A 19,237-nucleotide genomic window follows, 5' to 3' on the forward strand; every position below is an offset into this window, starting at 1 on the left:
TGATAAGCAAATATCATACGACTGAAGGAGCAGCTTTTGCATGAACACGAAACAAGAATTCGATAATCTCATGGCATTTGCCAATGATTTAATCAATGAGAATCTCGGTTTTTATTACGATATCAATTACGGCTACTTCCAGCCGGAGACTCATCCGATTGTGGACTTCATAAGGCTCATAGGCAGACGGATTCAGAGCCAGCTGATGCTGATGCCCGCGCTCTACGGTGAGATCGACCAGATGGAGCGGATTTTCTCGGACAACCTGTTCTTTGATGAGTGGGCAGAGGTTACAGAGGACAGACAGAGCTTCCACTTCCTGATGAGGCAGATCGACAACAGCAGCAGGATCATTAACCTGGCGCGTGACCTCGTCTTCCCCTCCCCCTGGATTCCCCGGAAATTACGCGACAGTCTGATCCGCATAGGGGAAGGCACCCTGAACGGCAGCTGGAGACAAGATATAGGCCATGAAGTCACACTGTGGCTTCCGATGGGCATCTGCTTCGTAGAAGGCTCCGGACATCATTCGGTGGCTGCGGGAATCATCAAGGGCGAAGGGGAGCTCTACCCCACTTCGGTATATGACATCAGTCCAATCTATGATCATGTGTATACCGACGGCAAGTATTACTACAGAACGCATGATCATTCCGTGATCTCCGAGGTTCACTTCGCAGAGTGTGCCGCTATCTTTGAAATCGGCCGGATTATGGCGGCGCAGAAGATTATTTTCTGAGGCCTGCGGCAAGTTACAAGGGCTGTGTTAAGCGCCAGGATTGGCTGCTTGTCACGGCCCTTTGTTTGTACGGGACGCCCCGCTTCCGGTGGATTCAAGAGCACTTCTGCTCCTTATTTGCCGCACACTTTTGAGACTACCCTCTTGCGGGAACACAAGGAACGATTGCGGGCATAGATAGCTGGACCGGGTGCTGCAGCGCAACTAGTCACTGATAATTCTCGAAGCCACTCAGGTGCGGTACCCGCCGGACGCGCCGTTGCGGACTCAGAAGCGCTTATTTCCCGTAAAAGGGCCTTTTCGCTCGGCTCGCGGACTCCTGAGTCCGCTGGCCCGAAGCAATGTGCCGAATCCGGAGGATAAGCGCACTGGAGTCCGCAACTTCCCACTCCTCCTCTTATCCTCCTACCTACCCAACCCTTCATCCGCGCACGGCTTAGACGCAAAAAAGCAGCCGCATTTGATCCATGGCTGCTTCAGAGCTCAACTTTACTACTTACTACTTACTACTTACTCCTTACTCTTACTCTCGCTCTTGCTCTTACTGTCCACCCCGCAGAGACAAAATGTTGTATAAACTACAGCTTCGAGCCAGTGAAACCCGGGTGCACAGGCGGATTGTTGTATGAAATACAGGAATTTTCCCGCTAATCCGTTTAATAGACGGGGATTGCTGCATTTCATACAACAATTTTCGATTATAGTCGATATGACGCGGGAAATGTTGTATTTGATGCAGGAATAAAGTTACTTTGTCACTTTGTCACTTTATCAATTGTCACTTGCCCCTTGTCACTTCGTTCTGCGCCGCCCCTACATCTCCCGGCCCAGCGCCGCCGGCCAGGACCGCAGCCGCTTCCCCTTACGTAGTAGCCCGCTTCACCAGCTGAAACTCCAGCTGCTGCTGCTCCGCTTCCGTGCCTTTGAGCCTGCCGAATATCAGCTGAAAGGCATTCTGCGCCTGTGCGGCAATCGGATTATAGATCGAGGTAATCCCCAGCGTATGAGCCAGCTCGGTATTATCGAATCCGACAACCGCCAGCTCCTCCGGCACCTTCACACCCATCCTCCGGGCCTCGTTCAGCACACCTGCCGCTACCAGATCATTGGCGCACAGAATGACATTCGGTCGCTCGCCCGGATTCAGCAGCAGCTCGCGGACCAGCTGTTCCCCCTGGCGGATAGAATAGATGCCGGTAGGCGACCAGTCGGGATTAACCGGCAGCGCGTATTTGCGGGCAATGTCTTGATACGCCTGCATCCGCCCGGAGGTATTCATGCTGGTCGGCCTGCCAAAAGCATTGGCGATCCGCGTATATCCCTGCTTAATCACATGCTCCAGCCCCAGCATATATCCGTCATATTGGTTCATGGCGACGCTCTGAATTTCCGGCCGCTCCATCCGCTGCCAGGACACCATCGGCCCGTACTTGCCATAGGAGCTGAGGAGCTCCAGATCGTTGACACAGGTGCTGATGACCAGCGCATCAACTCTTTTCCGCCGCATATCCTCGAAGGCCTGCAGCTCTTTGGCCGGATCACCTCCGGAAGTATAAATGATCGTCTGGTAGCCATACTGGCTGGCGGTCTCAACGAAGCTGTTCAGAAACGGCAGCATCACTTCGTTGATCCCTTCCGTAACCATACCGATCTGCTCCGTCTGCCCTTTGGATAAGGAAATAGCATTGCCGTTCGGCACGTAATCCTGCTCATCCATGATCTTCATGATGGTATCCCGCGTCGCCAGGCTCACATGGGGGGAATGATTCAGCACACGCGACACGGTGGCTTTGGAGAATCCCGACAGCTTGGCAATTTGATCAAGATTCGACATGAGGCTTCTCCTTATATAAATTGTTATCTCCCAAAAAAACACTTGACATGTAACGCGTTTCAACATTTAGCATTCCATTATAGGACATATTATTAGCTTACCATATCTGAATCCATAACTATAAAAAGGCGGGATATTGCATGAGTATTAAGTTTCCTGAAGGCTTTCTGTGGGGCGGCGCTGTAGCTGCCAACCAGCTTGAAGGCGCATATAATGAGGACGGCAAAGGCTGGTCGACCCAGGACGTCGCTCCGCAAGGGATCAAAGGTCCGATTACTGAAGTTCCGACTGAGGATAATATGAAGCTGGTCGGGATCGACTTTTACCACCGGTACAAAGAGGATGTGAAGCTTTTTGCCGAAATGGGCTTCAAAGTCTTCCGTACCTCCATTGCCTGGTCGCGGATTTTCCCGAACGGTGATGAGCTGGAGCCTAATGAGCAAGGCCTGCAGTTCTATGATGATCTGTTCGACGAATTGCATAAATACGGCATCGAGCCGCTCGTTACCCTCTCCCACTATGAAACTCCGCTGCATTTGTCCAAGCACTATAACGGCTGGGTTAACCGCGATTTAGTCGGCTTCTACGAAAGGTATGCGAGAACGGTATTCACCCGCTACAAGAACAAAGTGAAATATTGGCTGACCTTTAACGAGATCAACTCCATTCTGCATGAACCGTTCATGAGCGGTGGTATTTACACGCCGAAGGAGCAGCTCAGCAAGCAGGATCTGTATCAGGCAATCCATCACGAGCTAGTAGCCAGTGCGCTGGCCGTGAAGCTCAGTCACGAGATTAACCCGCAGGCCCAGATCGGCTGTATGATCCTTAGTATGCCGACTTATCCGCTCACTCCGAACCCGGATGATGTAATCGCAGCGATGAAGTCGGAGCATATGAACTATTTCTTCGGAGATGTTCATGCGAGAGGCGTATATCCGGGCTATATGAAGCGTTACTTCAGAGAGAACGGTATTGAAATCCATATGCAGCCTGGCGATGCCGAGATTCTGAAGCACACGGTAGACTTCATCTCCTTCAGCTATTATGTGAGCATCTGTGAAACGGGAGACAACAATAAGCGCAATCAGAACGAAGCTAACCTGTTCAGCGGTGCAGCCAATCCCTACCTGAAGGCTTCCGAATGGGGCTGGCAGATTGACCCGCAAGGTCTGCGTTATGTACTGAACATGTTCCATGACCGTTACCAGAAGCCATTGTTTATTGTAGAAAATGGTCTCGGCGCCAAGGACGAGCTGATCACCGGCGAAGACGGTGTGCCGACCGTCAATGACGACTACCGGATTGGGTATTTGAATGACCACCTGGTGCAGGTGGGTGAAGCAATCGAGGACGGCGTAGATGTCATGGGCTACACCTCATGGGGCTGTATTGACCTGGTCAGCGCTTCAACCGCACAGCTCAGCAAACGTTACGGCTTCATTTATGTTGACCGCCACGACGACAATACCGGCACACTTGAGCGCTACCGCAAAAAATCCTTCCACTGGTATAAGGACGTTATTGCGTCCAATGGAGAGAGTTTGCTGCGTTAAGCTCTTTCTCCCCAAAAAAGGCAGCCATTCCGGCTGTCTTTTTGGTTGGAATAGGCTACTTCATGGTAATTTCCATAAGGTTAGTCCATTCTCATTGTTGAGCATAATCGCCTCCGGCCTTCTTTCGGGTTCATATGAACATGATAGTGGTCCACACAGTCCGCTTCATAGGGCACGCAACTGAGACGCGTCCCGCTGTCCCTTCCTGTCCCTCCCCTCCGGAGCTAAGCTGAAAGTATATATTTCAGAGGAACAAAGGTTATAACCAGAAGCGGAAGGACCGGAGGGGAAATTTGGAACTGTAGGAGCGATAGCGTCCGCCTTTGTTTCCCGATTTCAACTGCAAACTGCAGTCTAGATCAAGAAATCAGGAAACAACAGCGGCCGGAAGTCCAAATGTTCACCGCAGAGACGCCGCAGCTTCCCGTTAGCACCTTAGCTTCAACGCCTATAGATATTCAGATAGCTCCTTTACCATTTTGCAACTAATTGCCAGAAAGGTTGGGATATACTAGCCACAGATGAATCATAAGGAGAGTAACTGGATGAACAAATTCATACCCGGCCTGAGCGGCCTTCTATTCTTAAGTATAATCACCTCCGGCTGCGGCACCCTGAAGACGCCAAGCGATCTGCTTCAGGCCCCGGCACAGGGCAATGCCGATGGCACATTAACCGGGATCGTGAAATTATATCTTCCCGCCAATTCGCATTTAACAGTGCCTGTCCATTCCGAATCCGGCAGCGCCATTCAATTGCAGGATCTCGACAAGGACGGACAGGATGAGCTGCTGGCCTTCTATAAGACAGACCAGACCGATTATGAAATCAATACCCTCCTGCTCTCGCACAAGGACGGGAAGTGGAGTAAACTCGCCACTCTGACCGGGGTAGGCAGTGAGCTGGATTACGTGGCGTTCACCGATGTTACCGCAGATGGAGCGGAGGATCTGCTGCTTGGTTATAGCGGCGGGGAAGGACTAAGTAAAGAGTTATCTGTCCACAGTCTGAACAGCGGCAAATTATCCGAGATTCTCAAGCAGCCCTATGATCAGGTAGTGGTTGGGGATCTGACCGGGGAAGGGCAAACCGACATTGCTGTACTCCAGGGAACCTATATCACAGATGCACAACCCGAGACGCACCTTCAGCTGCTCCGGCTCCAGGGCGGTACGCTGCAGACCTTATCCGATCAGAAGCTTGACGGGAACGTGATAGGCGCCCAGTTCGCCAAGGCATCTCCTACCCGCAGTGCCTTATTCATCGATGCCGCAGTGGGTGCGCACTCCTCTTACACTTCGCTGCTGACTTGGGAAAATAGCAAATTTACTGATATACTGGCATCAGATGATTATCAGCGTACTGCGCTGGCCGGGAGCAAGGATCTTGTACTCAAGCCGCTGGCACCGGCGCCTGACGGAATGCTCGGCAGCAATAACATGGCCATCAAGGATTACCCTCTGGACAGCACAGATATTAACGGTGACGGGATTGTCGAGATCGGCTTTCTCGTACCGCCTGCGGGCACCGAGAGTTACGCCCCGCTGGCCACTCCGTTCATCACCAAGTACTATCAATGGGATGGCGGAACCGGCCTGAAGTTCGTGGAAGAACAGTTTGACCGCTGGGGCTTCAACTTCCATATTCCTAAGAGCTGGGCTGGCCGTACCCTTCTGGAGACACCGGGAGAGTCACCGGCGCCATGGGAGAATATCCGCTTCAGCTACAAGAATGCCGAATCTACCCAGCAGGCTCCGCTTCTCGAGCTTAGACTGCTGGCTAAGAAGGATTGGGCTGCAGCAGAGACTAAGCTGAAGTCAGAGAATAGAGAATATAAGCTGCTGTATGAGCTGCACAATACCAATGATGATACGGCGCCAACGGTGTTCGTTGCGGTCATGCCCGCTGCCGGTGCAGCAGCCAAGCTGCAGGGCGCTTCCCTTCAGGAGTATAATCAGCTGAAGCTGACCCTTGAGGAAGCAGTGCAGCTGGCCGGCACACCGCAGAAGCCCCGGCAATAATAAGGAGGCTGTTCATGAAAGTGCTGATACTGGAAGATGAGAAGCCAATCCGGGATCTTCTGTGTGTGAATCTGAAACGTGCAGGCTTCGAAGTCGCTGAGGCTTCTACCGGTGAAGAGGCTCTGCGAAGCGCAGGGGAACGGAAGGATTTTGACATCGCCATTCTGGATCTGATGCTTCCCGGCATGAGCGGCTTCGAGGTATGCACCCGCCTCCGGGGACAGTTCCCCCGCCTCGGAATCATTATGCTCACAGCCAAAAGCCAGGAAGTAGACAAGGTCATGGGCCTTGAAGCCGGCGCAGACGACTACGTGGTCAAGCCGTTCAGTCCGGTTGAGCTGGTCGCCCGGGTGCGCTCCCTGTACCGCCGGATGTATCCGGGAGAAGCTCTGCCGCAGGAGAACAACCTGGAGCTTCCGCCTTTTACCCTTCTGCTCGATGAACGGAAGTTACTGAAGAACGGGCAGGATATCCCGCTGACCCCGACCGAATTCATGATCGTCAAGCTGCTGATGGAGCAGCCGAACAAGGCGATGAACCGGGACGATATTCTGACAGCCGTGTGGGGGCAATATTTCATGGGGGATCTAAAGATTGTAGATGTGAATATCAGCCGAATCCGCCAAAAAATCGGGCAGGAGTCCTCCGGGCCGCAGTTCCTCGAAACGGTGTGGGGATTCGGCTATATATGGAGGGGCTAACTTTGCTGAAGGGAATCAGGTCCAGGCTTATCGTCTATATTACCCTTATGCTGCTCCTGATCGTCCTGCTGCTGGAGGGAGTTTTTATTGCTGCCGTCCACTATTATTATCTGGGCAGCGCGATGGAAACGTTGAATTCCCGGGCCGCTACTTCAGCGACTTTTTTCAACAAGTATCTGGAGGGTTATACCCTGAATGAACGGGCACGTTATATTCTGGAGAATCTCTCTCCTGAAGAGAGCAGTAAGGTGGAAGTGCTGAGTCCGGCCGGGAACGTCATTATTAATTCCTTCGGCTTCTCAAGTCAGGAGAAGGTGAATACCCCTGATGTAAGAGCAGCGCTGACCAGCGGTAAAGGAAGCTTCCAGAGTCTTAAGCCGTTACAGGGTGAGCGGATTATAGCCGTCTCGATTGCACTCAAGGAGTCCGGAAGTACGATTGGTGTGCTGCGTTACTCTGTTTCTGCAGAGCCTTTATATGCCGTTATTATGAGAATTGTGCTGAATGCAGCCGTAGTCGGCCTGCTTGTGATTGGATTCGGATTCGTGATGAGTCTGCTGATCGCCAAAAGAATCGTGGGTCCGATCCAGCAGCTGACCGGGGTTGCGAAGGATATGGCCACCGGCAATTTCACCGTACGGGCGGCCAAACAATATGATGATGAGGTTGGTACGCTCGCGGTAACACTGAATTATATGTCCGAGGAAATTCTCAAAAGCGAGAAGATCAAATATGATTTCATCTCCTCTGTCACTCATGAGCTACGCACTCCGCTTACTTCGATCAAAGGCTGGGGCGAAACGCTGCTGGTGGGTGATTTGTCGGATAAACAAGAGACCCTGCAGGGTCTTGAGGTCATGACCGGGGAGACCGACAGGCTCATCGGACTGGTCGAGGATCTGCTGGACTTCTCCAAATTCCAGGCTGGTGAGATCAAGATCGTACGCCAGCCTTATGATCTCAGGGGACTGCTTGAGGATCTGCTGCTGCAGTTCAGATACCGGGGGCAGACCAAACAGATCCGCCTCTATCCCGAACTTCCTGATCAACCCCTGCCGGTAGACGGTGATTTCAACCGCCTGAAGCAGGTTTTTGTCAATTTGCTGGACAACGCCTTCAAATTCACTCCTGCCCAGGGAGCCATCCGCCTTACAGCAGTGTTACACGGGGAGCTCATCATCATCACCGTAGCCGACAACGGCGAAGGCATCGAGGCCGCAGACCTGGCACAGCTCGGTACCAAGTTCTTCAAAGGACGGTCCCGCCAGTCCGGAAGCGGCCTGGGCCTGGCCATCTGCAAGGAGATCATAGAGCTGCATGACGGGCGGCTGCGGATCGAGAGTGAATTCACCAAAGGTACCTCCGTGATCGTGGAGCTGCCGCTTTACCGGCTGGAGCAGCATCTTCCTCCGCCGGTGTATCTGTGAGCTTAGACCTCCCCGTGCGCAGGAATGCCAGTTGGAGGATTTTCGGGCATCATTTTCCTGCCCCGGCTATTTCAATTACAGGCTGCGTCTCAATCGAGACATTCCCTGCTACAGCTCTGGAGATCATACAGGACTCTTCTGCCATATGTGCCAGCCGCTCTGCCTTCTTCAGCTGGGCCGCTGTCGCATCTGCCTGGAGCACCAACCGCGGCTTGTGCACGATCCGTTCGTACATAAATACATTATTCGTGACATCTACCGTTGCCTCTGACTCCAGTGTCAGTTCCTGTGGTACAATATCTGAACGCTCGAGCATCGCCGCCAGCGTAATCAAATAACAGGTCGAGGCTGCCCCCAGCAGCATTTCGTCAGGATTCGTTCCGGTTCCCGGACCGCCCATCTCCTGCGGAATCGAGATGACCGTCCGGAGTCCGCCTGCTTCGATATGCCCCTCACTGTTACGCCCGCCATTCCATACTGCCTTCAGGTGAAAAGGATGCTTCATCTCCCTCAATCCTCTCTTGTTCATTGTAGCTGCTGAATCCAGTCTACCTCATTAACAGATATAATGCATGGGTCAGAGCTATCCCCAACACAATAAGTAAGGAGATTAATATTTATATCGCTTAATTATTAATTAGATGAGCGGAGCGCGGCAGACTCCTGCATTAATCCCCAAGCTGTTATAGTGCTGTTTGATGTTAATAATCGCATGCCCGCTTATGACCCGTGATACCAGATCCTCGACCGGTTTAGCGTCAACCTGTTTATGCTGAAGCAGCTGTTCGACGGTATGTTTAATTTCCTTCGGATATATATTACCAGCCACACTTGAGAGACCATTACATCCGCCTGTGACGAAATTGTCCACCAGCTTAACATCTCCTGCAGCAAACATGATGAAATCGTCCGGGTAAATTAGCGGCAGATGACGCTGCAAATCCCCTGTTTCTTTATAGCCTACAATGTTGGGGTATCGGTTAATTAACGAATGAAGCGAGTCTGGAGTCAAATCGAACCCGGTCCGGCCGGGATTATTGTACAGGGCCACCTGCTTGGTTGTATGGCTGAGCAGCTCCTCCACATAAGCAACTGCCTGCTGCTGCGTGGGCCGGATATACGGAGGGAACCCGATCAGAATTATATCAATTACAGAGGCCTCCAGCACCTTTACCAGACGTACAGCATCCCGTGTTCTTATAGCGGAAGCCCCGAAGACAAGCTCAATATCCTGAAAGCGCTGCTGGTCAAAATATTCAATGATCTGCAGTCTCTCCTCTATGCTCATGGAATGCTGCTCACCCGTACTTCCAGAGACAAGCAGTGATTCTATACCGTTCTGCTTCTGATACTCTACAATGGCTCTAAATCCGTCAACATTTAAGCTTTCATCCTCCCGGAAAGGAGTCGGTATAGCGACATTTATATTTTTCATGCATATTCCTTTCTGTGGCGAGCCAGACAGCTATGATCTGGACAGGAATTTGTCTTCCATTGCATCGAGGAGCGTGAACATCAGTTCATTGGAAGCTTTTACTTTCTCAAGCTGATTCACCATCTCAGACTGCGCTTGAACATACTCCTCCCGCTCCAGCTGCTCGGCGCAGTTCCCGATGATTTTCCGGATGCTGAGGTCATTAACCTCCAGATGAAACTGCAGGCCGGCTACATAATCCTCATATTCAAAACACTGATTGGCACAGCCCAAGCTGAACCCTAGCCTCTTGGCTCCGGCGGGCAGGCTGAAGGTATCCCCATGCCAGTGAAACGGTATAAACTGCTCCGGGAACGCTTTGAAGAAGGTAGACGTCTTGGCATCCCCGGTCAATCTCACTGGGAACCAGCCGATCTCGTTCCACTTGTTTTTATAGACTTCACCGCCGATTTGTTCGGCAATCAGCTGGGCTCCCAGGCAGATTCCAAGCGTCAGCTTACGCGAGCGGATGGCTGCATTAATAAAAGCTTTCTCCCCCTTCAACCAGGGGATCATTTCCTCATCATTGACTCCCATCGGTCCGCCCATGATTACGAGCATATCAAACTCATCAATAGACGGCAGAGCCTGCGCTTCATACAATAAGGTTGTTGTAAGCTCATACCCTCTGTTCCCGGCCCAAACTGCAATTTCCTCCGGCGCTTCAAAAGGGACATGCTGCAGGCAATGAATTCTCATCTCTCCACCTCATTCAATAAATTTTCTATTCCCTACACTCACACCATCTTCCTCTAATGTAAGTATGTTCTGCGTTGCTTGGTGGAGTCCTCCCTTAATAATAAACAATCCTATGTTTTTTCCTGCCCCAAAGTACCAAAAAGTCCTGACGAATCAAGGGCTGCTTGATCATCAGGACTGTCTTTCTTGTAGCAAAAGGTATGGCTTTCTTTTATTTTTCTTTTACGGCAGGTTCATAGATCAGACAGCGCAGCATCTTACTCGGATAGCGGAACTCAGCATTATATTTGCTGCCGTCTTCTAATAACACATCCACTGCTACCATCCCGCGTTTGTTGTTCACCTCAGTATCGGTCAGATAAGCTTTGACTATCTTTCTTTTCTCTCCCTGCTTGTCCTTCACGACCTGAGTAGCTTTATTGATCCAGCTGTTATCCTTTTTGAGGGCAGCTGCGGCTGCTGCGTCGATAGGCGTTCTTTTCAACGTCCCATTAATGGCTGTCGTATCTACTACAACCCCGGTTTCCGGATCGATCCGCACATCGTATTCCCAATATTCCTGGCCTTGTCCGCGCAAGGTACTAGACTTGTACGGAGCAGAGTGAACCGCCCAGGTGGAACGTATGCCATATCCCGGTTCCACTAATATAACCGTCGTTTTTAGCTTAGATACATCGGCATCGAACAATTTACGTACACTTTCAGCCGCCAGCGCCTCTACTTCAGACTTACTATATTTCTGCGGAAGGGAAGGCGCAGTCACATATCGTTTGGATAATACATAATTCATCCGGGCGTACCAGTCGATCAGTTGCAGATGCTCTTCATCGGTCCAGGTCTGCTCTGGATAGTAGTACGTATTGGTATCCATATCCAGATACAATGCCCCTTGCCCCGGCTCTAGGGGCATTGGCTTATAGGGCCGCACGCCATCATGCACATACTGATCTTGCAGCACCAGATTGCGTTTGATTTCCGAATCAGTCATTTGCCGGCCTGAAACATTGGGATCACCGGGCTTCTCTATATAGTCATAGATCTGCTGCATTTGCGTCTCGGACATCTGCTCAAGCAGATTATCATTCACGGTAGATACCGGCACAGGCGCCTCTACTTTCAACACAGGAACAGTACTTCCTGTCAGACTTAGCCGGACATTGTCCTGTGTTGCCATGCTGTTCTTAGAGACGACTGCAGAGTTCACCAGGCTGGGGACGAGAAATGCACTGGCTGCGAATACACCTCCAGAGACTAAGATGACAGCCACCGTAGCCGACCATTTCTTTGTTTTCAATTGTATTACCTCCATCGGATTAAGATATTAACTCTGTCTATACCTTAATCCCGGGATGTTATAGAGTAGAGGGTCAGTTGTTATGGAGTTGTAAAAAGATACGGATGCTTGTCCCCTGACCAACGACAGATTGCAGCTCAACCCTGGCCTCATGCGCCTCGGCAATCTGCCGGCACAAGGAGAGGCCGAGGCCAGCATTGCCGTAGGTCCGCGAACGTGCCGGGTCTGCGCGGTAGAACGGCTCGAACGCACGCTTACTCTGCTCTTCCGTCATGCCGCCTCCACTGTCTTGCACTTCCAGCACCCCTTCCCCGTTCTGCTGAAAAGCCAGCAGGCGGATGGTGCTCCTTGGCTGGGATGCAGGAATGGCATTCTCAATCAGATTTACCAGAAAGGATGCCAGAAGATCCGCATCTCCCCACACGGCGGGAATATAGCTGTCCATCTGCAGCAGTAATCCGTGCTCTGCTGCCTTCTGCTGCTCGGTCTGCGCTACCGCCTGGAACAGGGCTGCCACATTCACCTCTGCCTGCACCAGTGGCTGATGCCGCAGAACGGACAAATCAAGCAGCTTGAAGGCCAGATTCTTAAGACGGACAGTCTCAGTTAAAATATAGTGACCGGCCTTGATCTGATCCTCCTGGCCAATGTTCGCCGAGGTGAGAAGTTCAGCAAATCCCTGCATGCTGGTCAGCGGCGTCCGCAGTTCATGGGCAAGATTATCGACCATCCGCTGTTTATCCTCGGCCATGCCTGCGAGGTCCGTCATCCGCTGCTCCACCACAGCAGCCATCCGGTTAAAGTTGAAGGCCAGCTCCCCGAATTCATCCCTGCTGTTCAGCTCCACACGGTTAGAATAGTTACCTTCGGCAATCGTTTTGGTCGTCTCGGACAGCAGCTTGAGAGGCCTGGTCAGGTGCCGGATCAGAAGGTAGAGCAGCAGCACCAGCAATGGACCAGCGATCCAGTTAATCATCACGAAAAAGCGGTTAAGCTCCTGCTGCTGGGCATACAGCCCGCTAATGTCGCGCTTGTAAGTCAGCTCCAGATGCTGATAAGGAGCAGGGAGCGGCATAGCCAGCGTCATGACATGCTCTTCCTGCACAGCGCTCTTCCCTGCCTGATTGGGGTAGATAAGCTGTCCGTCCTCCCGCAACTCCAGTCCTATTCCCTGTTTGCGGTAGTGTTCCCCATACGACTTAGCCACACTGACCATAAGTGCAGGGGTGAGGGTTAGGCCACGTGTCCGGATCGAATCCAGATTCTCGTATATATTGTTGGTGATCAGCAGCTGTTCACTGGCCGCGCGCCTGGTTTCGCTATCCATATTCAGCTGCCAGCTTTTTTTCATCACCATTATCACACTTACATCAAGAGCGGCTATGAAGAGAACCAGGACAGCGAGGAGGATCTTATGCCAGAACCGCATGGCTAGACCTGAACTTCCAGCCGGTAGCCCAGCTTGAATACAGTTTTGATCCGTTCTTCCCAGCCGAGCTTTTTGCGCAGCTGGCGGATATGAACATCCACGGTGCGGGTGTCTCCGGCAAAGTTATAACCCCAGGCCAGCTCCAGCAGCTTTTCTCTCGAAAGGGCGATATTCCGGTTACGTATCAGTACTTCGAGCAGCTCAAATTCTCTGGTGGTCAAATCAACCTGCTGCTGATCTACCCGGACCTGCCGTTCCGGAAACCTGACTTCCACCGCATCGCAAATAAAGGCAGGGGCAGCTTGTTCATTCCTGCGCAGCACAACGTTAATCCGGGCCAGCAGCTCCAGGATTTCAAACGGTTTTATTATATAATCCTCCGCACCCAGCTCGAAGCCTCTGATGCGGTCGGAGAGTGCATTTTTGGCCGTAATCAGAATGACCGGAATCCGCAAATGAGCGATCTGCTGCATTACTTCAAACCCGTCAAGACCGGGAAGCATCACATCGAGCAGGATAAGATCCGTACGCTCCTGTTCCAGCATTCCGGCAACCTCTGAGCCGGTATACACTTTGGAATACGTGTGTCCAACCAGCTTAAGATTCATAGTTATCAAGTCGCTGATCGGCTGTTCATCTTCAACTACTAGTATATGAGCCATCTACTGAATATCCTCCTGATTCCTGTAATAGCAAAATGTTCCGTTAACTATTTAACCTTTATCATATCAGATTTCAGAGTGTACATGACATTTCACGGTGTACTATGGATTCTATTGTTATAAAAGTGGCGCCAAACACAACAAAAAAACCATTGTCGATTGCTCAACAATGGCTTCATGTGCTTGGCGGCGTCCTACTCTCCCAGGACCCTTCGGTCCAAGTACCATCGGCGCTGGAGGGCTTAACGGTCGTGTTCGGGATGGGTACGCGTGGAACCCCTCCGCTATCGCCACCAAACGGATTTTTTCCGGTCGTCTTACTCCCTGAAATTCTTCAGGAAAATAATCAACCTTCCAAAATGTGCGCTGCGAGAAAAAATCAGTCCCCAGAAAGGACATGCAGCTTAAGGTATATCAAGCTTGATCGCCTGAAAACTGAATCCGAAACGAATCTGCGTTGTTCGAAATTTGGATAAGCCCTCGACCGATTAGTATTGGTCAGCTCCATGCATTGCTGCACTTCCACCTCCAACCTATCTACCTCGTCGTCTTCAAGGGGTCTTACTAGTTGGGAAATCTCATCTTGAGGGGGGCTTCACGCTTAGATGCTTTCAGCGCTTATCCCGTCCGTACGTAGCTACTCAGCCATGCTCCTGGCGGAACAACTGATGCACCAGCGGTACGTCCATCCCGGTCCTCTCGTACTAAGGACAGCTCCTCTCAAATTTCCTGCGCCCACGACAGATAGGGACCGAACTGTCTCACGACGTTCTGAACCCAGCTCGCGTACCGCTTTAATGGGCGAACAGCCCAACCCTTGGGACCTACTTCAGCCCCAGGATGCGATGAGCCGACATCGAGGTGCCAAACCTCCCCGTCGATGTGGACTCTTGGGGGAGATAAGCCTGTTATCCCCAGGGTAGCTTTTATCCGTTGAGCGATGGCCCTTCCATGCGGTACCACCGGATCACTAAGTCCGACTTTCGTCCCTGCTCGACTTGTAGGTCTCGCAGTCAAGCTCCCTTATGCCTTTGCACTCTGCGAATGATTTCCAACCATTCTGAGGGAACCTTTGAACGCCTCCGTTACTCTTTAGGAGGCGACCGCCCCAGTCAAACTGCCCGCCTGACACGGTCCCCGTACCCGCTTAGGGTACTAGGTTAGAACCTAGATACGATCAGGGTGGTATCCCAACGGCGCCTCCGCAGAAGCTTGCGCTCCTGCCTCAACGGCTCCCACCTATCCTGTACAGATCGTACCCAAATTCAATATCAAGCTGCAGTAAAGCTCCATGGGGTCTTTCCGTCTTGTCGCGGGTAACCTGCATCTTCACAGGTATTAAAATTTCACCGGATCTCTCGTTGAGACAGCGCCCAAGTCGTTACGCCATTCGTGCGGGTCAGAATTTACCTGACAAGGAATTTCGCTACCTTAGGACCGTTATAGTTACGGCCGCCGTTTACTGGGGCTTCGGTTCACAGCTTCGGGTTGCCCCTAACCACTCCCCTTAACCTTCCAGCACCGGGCAGGCGTCAGCCCGTATACTTCGCCTTGCGGCTTCGCACAGACCTGTGTTTTTGCTAAACAGTCGCTTGGGCCTTTTCACTGCGGCCCCCTCGGGCTATTCACCCTACCGAGGCACCTCTTCTCCCGAAGTTACGAGGTCATTTTGCCGAGTTCCTTAACGAGAGTTCTTCCGCGCGCCTTAGAATTCTCTTCTCGCCTACCTGTGTCGGTTTGCGGTACGGGCACCTTCTCCTGGCTAGAGGCTTTTCTTGGCAGTGTGAGATCATGACCTTCGCTACTACAATTTTCGCTCCCCATCACAGCCCAGCCTTATTGATGTGCGGATTTGCCTACACATCAGCCTCACTGCTTAGACGGACATATCCATCAGTCCGCGTCACTACCCTCCTGCGTCACCCCATCGCTCATAGCGGATTACGGTGGTACAGTAATTTCAAACTGTTGTCCTTCGACTACGCCTTTCGGCCTCGCCTTAGGTCCCGACTTACCCTGAGCGGACGAGCCTTCCTCAGGAAACCTTGGGCTTTCGGCGGATCAGATTCTCACTGATCTTTTCGTTACTCATACCGGCATTCTCACTTGTATGCTGTCCAGCGTTCCTTACGGTACACCTTCAACCTACATACAACGCTCCCCTACCCCAGATACAAAGTATCTAGCCATAGCTTCGGTGGTGTGTTTAGCCCCGTTACATTTTCGGCGCAGAGTCACTCGACCAGTGAGCTATTACGCACTCTTTCAATGGTGGCTGCTTCTAAGCCAACATCCTGGTTGTCTGTGCAACTCCACATCCTTTCCCACTTAACACACACTTGGGGACCTTAGCTGATGGTCTGGGCTGTTTCCCTTTTGACAATGGATCTTAGCACTCACTGTCTGACTCCCGGCAAGAAGTTAATGGCATTCGGAGTTTGACTGAGCTTGGTAACCCTTGCGGGCCCCGCACCCAATCAGTGCTCTACCTCCACCACTCCATTCACCGAGGCTAGCCCTAAAGCTATTTCGGGGAGAACCAGCTATCTCCGAGTTCGATTGGAATTTCTCCGCTACCCCCACCTCATCCCCGCATTTTTCAACATGCGTGGGTTCGGGCCTCCAGTGCGTGTTACCGCACCTTCACCCTGGACAGGGGTAGATCACACGGTTTCGGGTCTACGTCCACATACTCATTCGCCCTATTCAGACTCGCTTTCGCTGCGGCTCCGTCTTCTCGACTTAACCTTGCATGTTAAACGTAACTCGCCGGTTCATTCTACAAAAGGCACGCCATCACCCAGTAATAGGGCTCTGACTTTTTGTAAGCACACGGTTTCAGGTTCTATTTCACTCCCCTTCCGGGGTGCTTTTCACCTTTCCCTCACGGTACTGTTTCACTATCGGTCGCCAGGTAGTATTTAGCCTTAGCAGATGGTCCTGCTGGATTCATACGGGGTTTCACGTGCCCCGCACTACTCGGGATCCGTCTCGGAGAGAACACAGTTTAGGTTACAGGGCTTTTACCTCTATCGCGGGCCTTTCCAGACCTCTTCGCCTACCATATTCCTTTGTAACTCCATGTGAGACGTCCCACAACCCCAAGGGGCAAGCCCCTTGGTTTAGGCTGTTCCGCGTTCGCTCGCCGCTACTGACGGAATCACTATTGTTTTCTCTTCCTCAGGGTACTTAGATGTTTCAGTTCCCCTGGTCTGCCTCTGCGTATCCTATGTATTCAGATACGAGTAACTGCGAATTACCACAGCTGGGTTTCCCCATTCGGACACCCCCGGATCAAAGCTTGCTTACAGCTCCCCGAGGCAGTTTCGTTGTTCGCCACGTCCTTCGTCGGCTCCTGGCGCCTAGGCATCCTCCGTGTGCTCTTATTAGCTTAACCGTCACTCCGGTGTTTCGCTTGCCTGCTCCTCTTGTTTTGAATGCTGCTCATGGATTACTCCATTCACCAACACATTCAAAGCCAAAGGTCGCTGCACAATCGAAAACCTTCGTTCTGCACTAATAACTATTTCAACTTGCTTACACAAGTTTCAGCTAAAAGATGTTCTAAAACGCAAATTCGTTTCGGTATCCAGTTTTCAAGGATCAAGGTGCTGAAATTTCGGGACAATCACGACTGTGATGTTCGAAAATTCAGACAGTTTAAAGATGAGAGCTTAAACTCTCAAAACTGACCAACGAGTGAGTAACAGGCCTAAACCTGAGTTTTGGAAGTAATACTTCCGATTTGAATGTTTCCGTTGCAGGAAACGATTCTCCATAGAAAGGAGGTGATCCAGCCGCACCTTCCGATACGGCTACCTTGTTACGACTTCACCCCAATCATCTACCCCACCTTCGGCGGCTGGCTCCCTTGCGGGTTACCCCACCGACTTCGGGTGTTGTAAACTCTCGTGGTGTGACGGGCGGTGTGTACAAGACCCGGGAACGTATTCACCGCGGCATGCTGATCCGCGATTACTAGCAATTCCGACTTCATGCAGGCGAGTTGCAGCCTGCAATCCGAACTGAGACCGGCTTTGCTGGGATTGGCTCCACCTCGCGGTTTCGCTTCCCGTTGTACCGGCCATTGTAGTACGTGTGTAGCCCAGGTCATAAGGGGCATGATGATTTGACGTCATCCCCACCTTCCTCCGGTTTGTCACCGGCAGTCACTCTAGAGTGCCCAGCCTTACCTGCTGGCAACTAAAGTCAAGGGTTGCGCTCGTTGCGGGACTTAACCCAACATCTCACGACACGAGCTGACGACAACCATGCACCACCTGTCTCCGATGCTCCGAAGAGGGGCACTATCTCTAATGCTTTCATCGGGATGTCAAGACCTGGTAAGGTTCTTCGCGTTGCTTCGAATTAAACCACATACTCCACTGCTTGTGCGGGTCCCCGTCAATTCCTTTGAGTTTCAGTCTTGCGACCGTACTCCCCAGGCGGAGTGCTTACTGTGTTAACTTCGGCACCAAGGGTATCGAAACCCCTAACACCTAGCACTCATCGTTTACGGCGTGGACTACCAGGGTATCTAATCCTGTTTGCTCCCCACGCTTTCGCGCCTCAGCGTCAGTTACAGCCCAGAAAGTCGCCTTCGCCACTGGTGTTCCTCCACATATCTACGCATTTCACCGCTACACGTGGAATTCCACTTTCCTCTTCTGTACTCAAGTCACCCAGTTTCCAGTGCGACCCCAGGTTGAGCCCAAGGTTTAAACACCAGACTTAAATGACCGCCTGCGCGCGCTTTACGCCCAATAATTCCGGACAACGCTTGCCCCCTACGTATTACCGCGGCTGCTGGCACGTAGTTAGCCGGGGCTTTCTTCTCAGGTACCGTCACTCCGGTAGCAGTTACTCTACCGGACGTTCTTCCCTGGCAACAGAGCTTTACGATCCGAAAACCTTCATCACTCACGCGGCATTGCTCCGTCAGGCTTTCGCCCATTGCGGAAGATTCCCTACTGCTGCCTCCCGTAGGAGTCTGGGCCGTGTCTCAGTCCCAGTGTGGCCGTTCACCCTCTCAGGTCGGCTACGCATCGTCGCCTTGGTGGGCCGTTACCCCACCAACTAGCTAATGCGCCGCAGGCCCATCCCCAAGTGGCAGATTGCTCCGCCTTTCATTCTCTCTTCAGGAGAGGAAAGAAATTATCCGGTATTAGCTACCGTTTCCGGTAGTTATCCCAGTCTTGAGGGCAGGTTGCCTACGTGTTACTCACCCGTCCGCCGCTAAATTCATTTGAAAGCAAGCTTTCAAATGAACTCCGCTCGACTTGCATGTATTAGGCATGCCGCCAGCGTTCGTCCTGAGCCAGGATCAAACTCTCCAAATTGGTTTTAGAAAGAGCGATTGCTCATTTTGAAACATCTGACGAGAATTTTCATTCTCTTTTTT

The 19,237-nt window shown here is 51.8% G+C and carries 12 protein-coding genes and 3 rRNA genes; 5 read left to right on the plus strand and 10 right to left on the minus strand.

All coding sequences use genetic code 11. The features are described 5' to 3' along the window. Nucleotides 1-40 precede the first annotated feature (40 nt). Nucleotides 41-739, plus strand: coding sequence for a DUF6710 family protein (locus R50912_RS33640; protein ID WP_052416732.1), 699 nt, complete (start codon nt 41-43; stop codon nt 737-739). A gap of 862 nt (nt 740-1,601) precedes the next feature. On the opposite strand, the gene R50912_RS27860 is transcribed toward R50912_RS33640, so the two are convergent. Then, nucleotides 1,602-2,573, minus strand: coding sequence for a LacI family DNA-binding transcriptional regulator (locus R50912_RS27860; RefSeq protein ID WP_042239553.1), 972 nt, complete (start codon nt 2,571-2,573; stop codon nt 1,602-1,604). Between the two features lie 140 nt (nt 2,574-2,713). Between R50912_RS27860 and R50912_RS27865 the strand changes: the two genes are divergently transcribed. From R50912_RS27865 to R50912_RS27880, 4 genes are all read left to right on the plus strand, one after another. Beyond that, on the plus strand, nt 2,714-4,129 hold the full coding sequence (locus R50912_RS27865) for a glycoside hydrolase family 1 protein (protein WP_042239555.1): 1,416 nt from the start codon (nt 2,714-2,716) through the stop codon (nt 4,127-4,129). Between the two features lie 545 nt (nt 4,130-4,674). Beyond that, nucleotides 4,675-6,150: an FG-GAP repeat domain-containing protein gene (locus tag R50912_RS27870; RefSeq protein WP_042239556.1), complete on the plus strand. Its 1,476-nt coding sequence runs from the start codon at nt 4,675-4,677 to the stop codon at nt 6,148-6,150. A 14-nt stretch (nt 6,151-6,164) separates the two neighbouring features. Then, nucleotides 6,165-6,851: a response regulator transcription factor gene (locus R50912_RS27875; protein WP_042239558.1), complete on the plus strand. Its 687-nt coding sequence runs from the start codon at nt 6,165-6,167 to the stop codon at nt 6,849-6,851. A 2-nt stretch (nt 6,852-6,853) separates the two neighbouring features. Beyond that, entirely contained in the window at nt 6,854-8,278 is a 1,425-nt protein-coding gene (locus R50912_RS27880) for a sensor histidine kinase (RefSeq protein ID WP_339840941.1), read from the plus strand. 49 nt (nt 8,279-8,327) lie between these two features. Here R50912_RS27880 and R50912_RS27885 read toward each other — a convergent pair whose 3' ends face one another. The 9 genes from R50912_RS27885 to R50912_RS27925 all read right to left on the minus strand — a co-directional run bounded on the left by R50912_RS27885 (nt 8,328) and on the right by R50912_RS27925 (nt 19,175). After that, nucleotides 8,328-8,783, minus strand: a complete 456-nt coding sequence (locus tag R50912_RS27885; protein ID WP_042239562.1) for an OsmC family protein — start codon at nt 8,781-8,783, stop codon at nt 8,328-8,330. A 132-nt stretch (nt 8,784-8,915) separates the two neighbouring features. Next, nucleotides 8,916-9,713: a dihydrodipicolinate synthase family protein gene (locus tag R50912_RS27890; protein WP_042239564.1), complete on the minus strand. Its 798-nt coding sequence runs from the start codon at nt 9,711-9,713 to the stop codon at nt 8,916-8,918. A gap of 30 nt (nt 9,714-9,743) precedes the next feature. Beyond that, the gene (locus R50912_RS27895; RefSeq protein WP_042239566.1) at nt 9,744-10,451 is read right to left on the minus strand and encodes a type 1 glutamine amidotransferase; all 708 of its coding nucleotides are present in this window, start codon (nt 10,449-10,451) and stop codon (nt 9,744-9,746) included. 211 nt (nt 10,452-10,662) lie between these two features. Beyond that, a complete protein-coding gene (locus tag R50912_RS27900; protein ID WP_042239568.1) occupies nt 10,663-11,745 on the minus strand; it encodes a hypothetical protein in 1,083 nt (360 codons plus the stop codon). Nucleotides 11,746-11,818: 73 nt separating this feature from the next. Continuing rightward, entirely contained in the window at nt 11,819-13,096 is a 1,278-nt protein-coding gene (locus R50912_RS27905; protein WP_231637726.1) for a sensor histidine kinase, read from the minus strand. An 80-nt stretch (nt 13,097-13,176) separates the two neighbouring features. Next, nucleotides 13,177-13,836, minus strand: a complete 660-nt coding sequence (locus R50912_RS27910) for a response regulator transcription factor (RefSeq protein WP_042239571.1) — start codon at nt 13,834-13,836, stop codon at nt 13,177-13,179. Nucleotides 13,837-14,017: 181 nt separating this feature from the next. Continuing rightward, nucleotides 14,018-14,134: ribosomal RNA gene (rrf, locus tag R50912_RS27915) — 5S ribosomal RNA — on the minus strand. A gap of 170 nt (nt 14,135-14,304) precedes the next feature. Further along, nucleotides 14,305-17,233: ribosomal RNA gene (locus tag R50912_RS27920) — 23S ribosomal RNA — on the minus strand. A gap of 384 nt (nt 17,234-17,617) precedes the next feature. Continuing rightward, a 16S ribosomal RNA gene (locus R50912_RS27925) occupies nt 17,618-19,175 on the minus strand. Together the 16S, 23S and 5S rRNA genes form the textbook arrangement of a ribosomal RNA operon. Between the last annotated feature and the right edge of the window lie 62 nt (nt 19,176-19,237).

It is taken from the genome of Paenibacillus sp. FSL R5-0912 (assembly GCF_000758605.1).
Taxonomy (GTDB): Bacteria; Bacillota; Bacilli; order Paenibacillales; family Paenibacillaceae; genus Paenibacillus_AQ.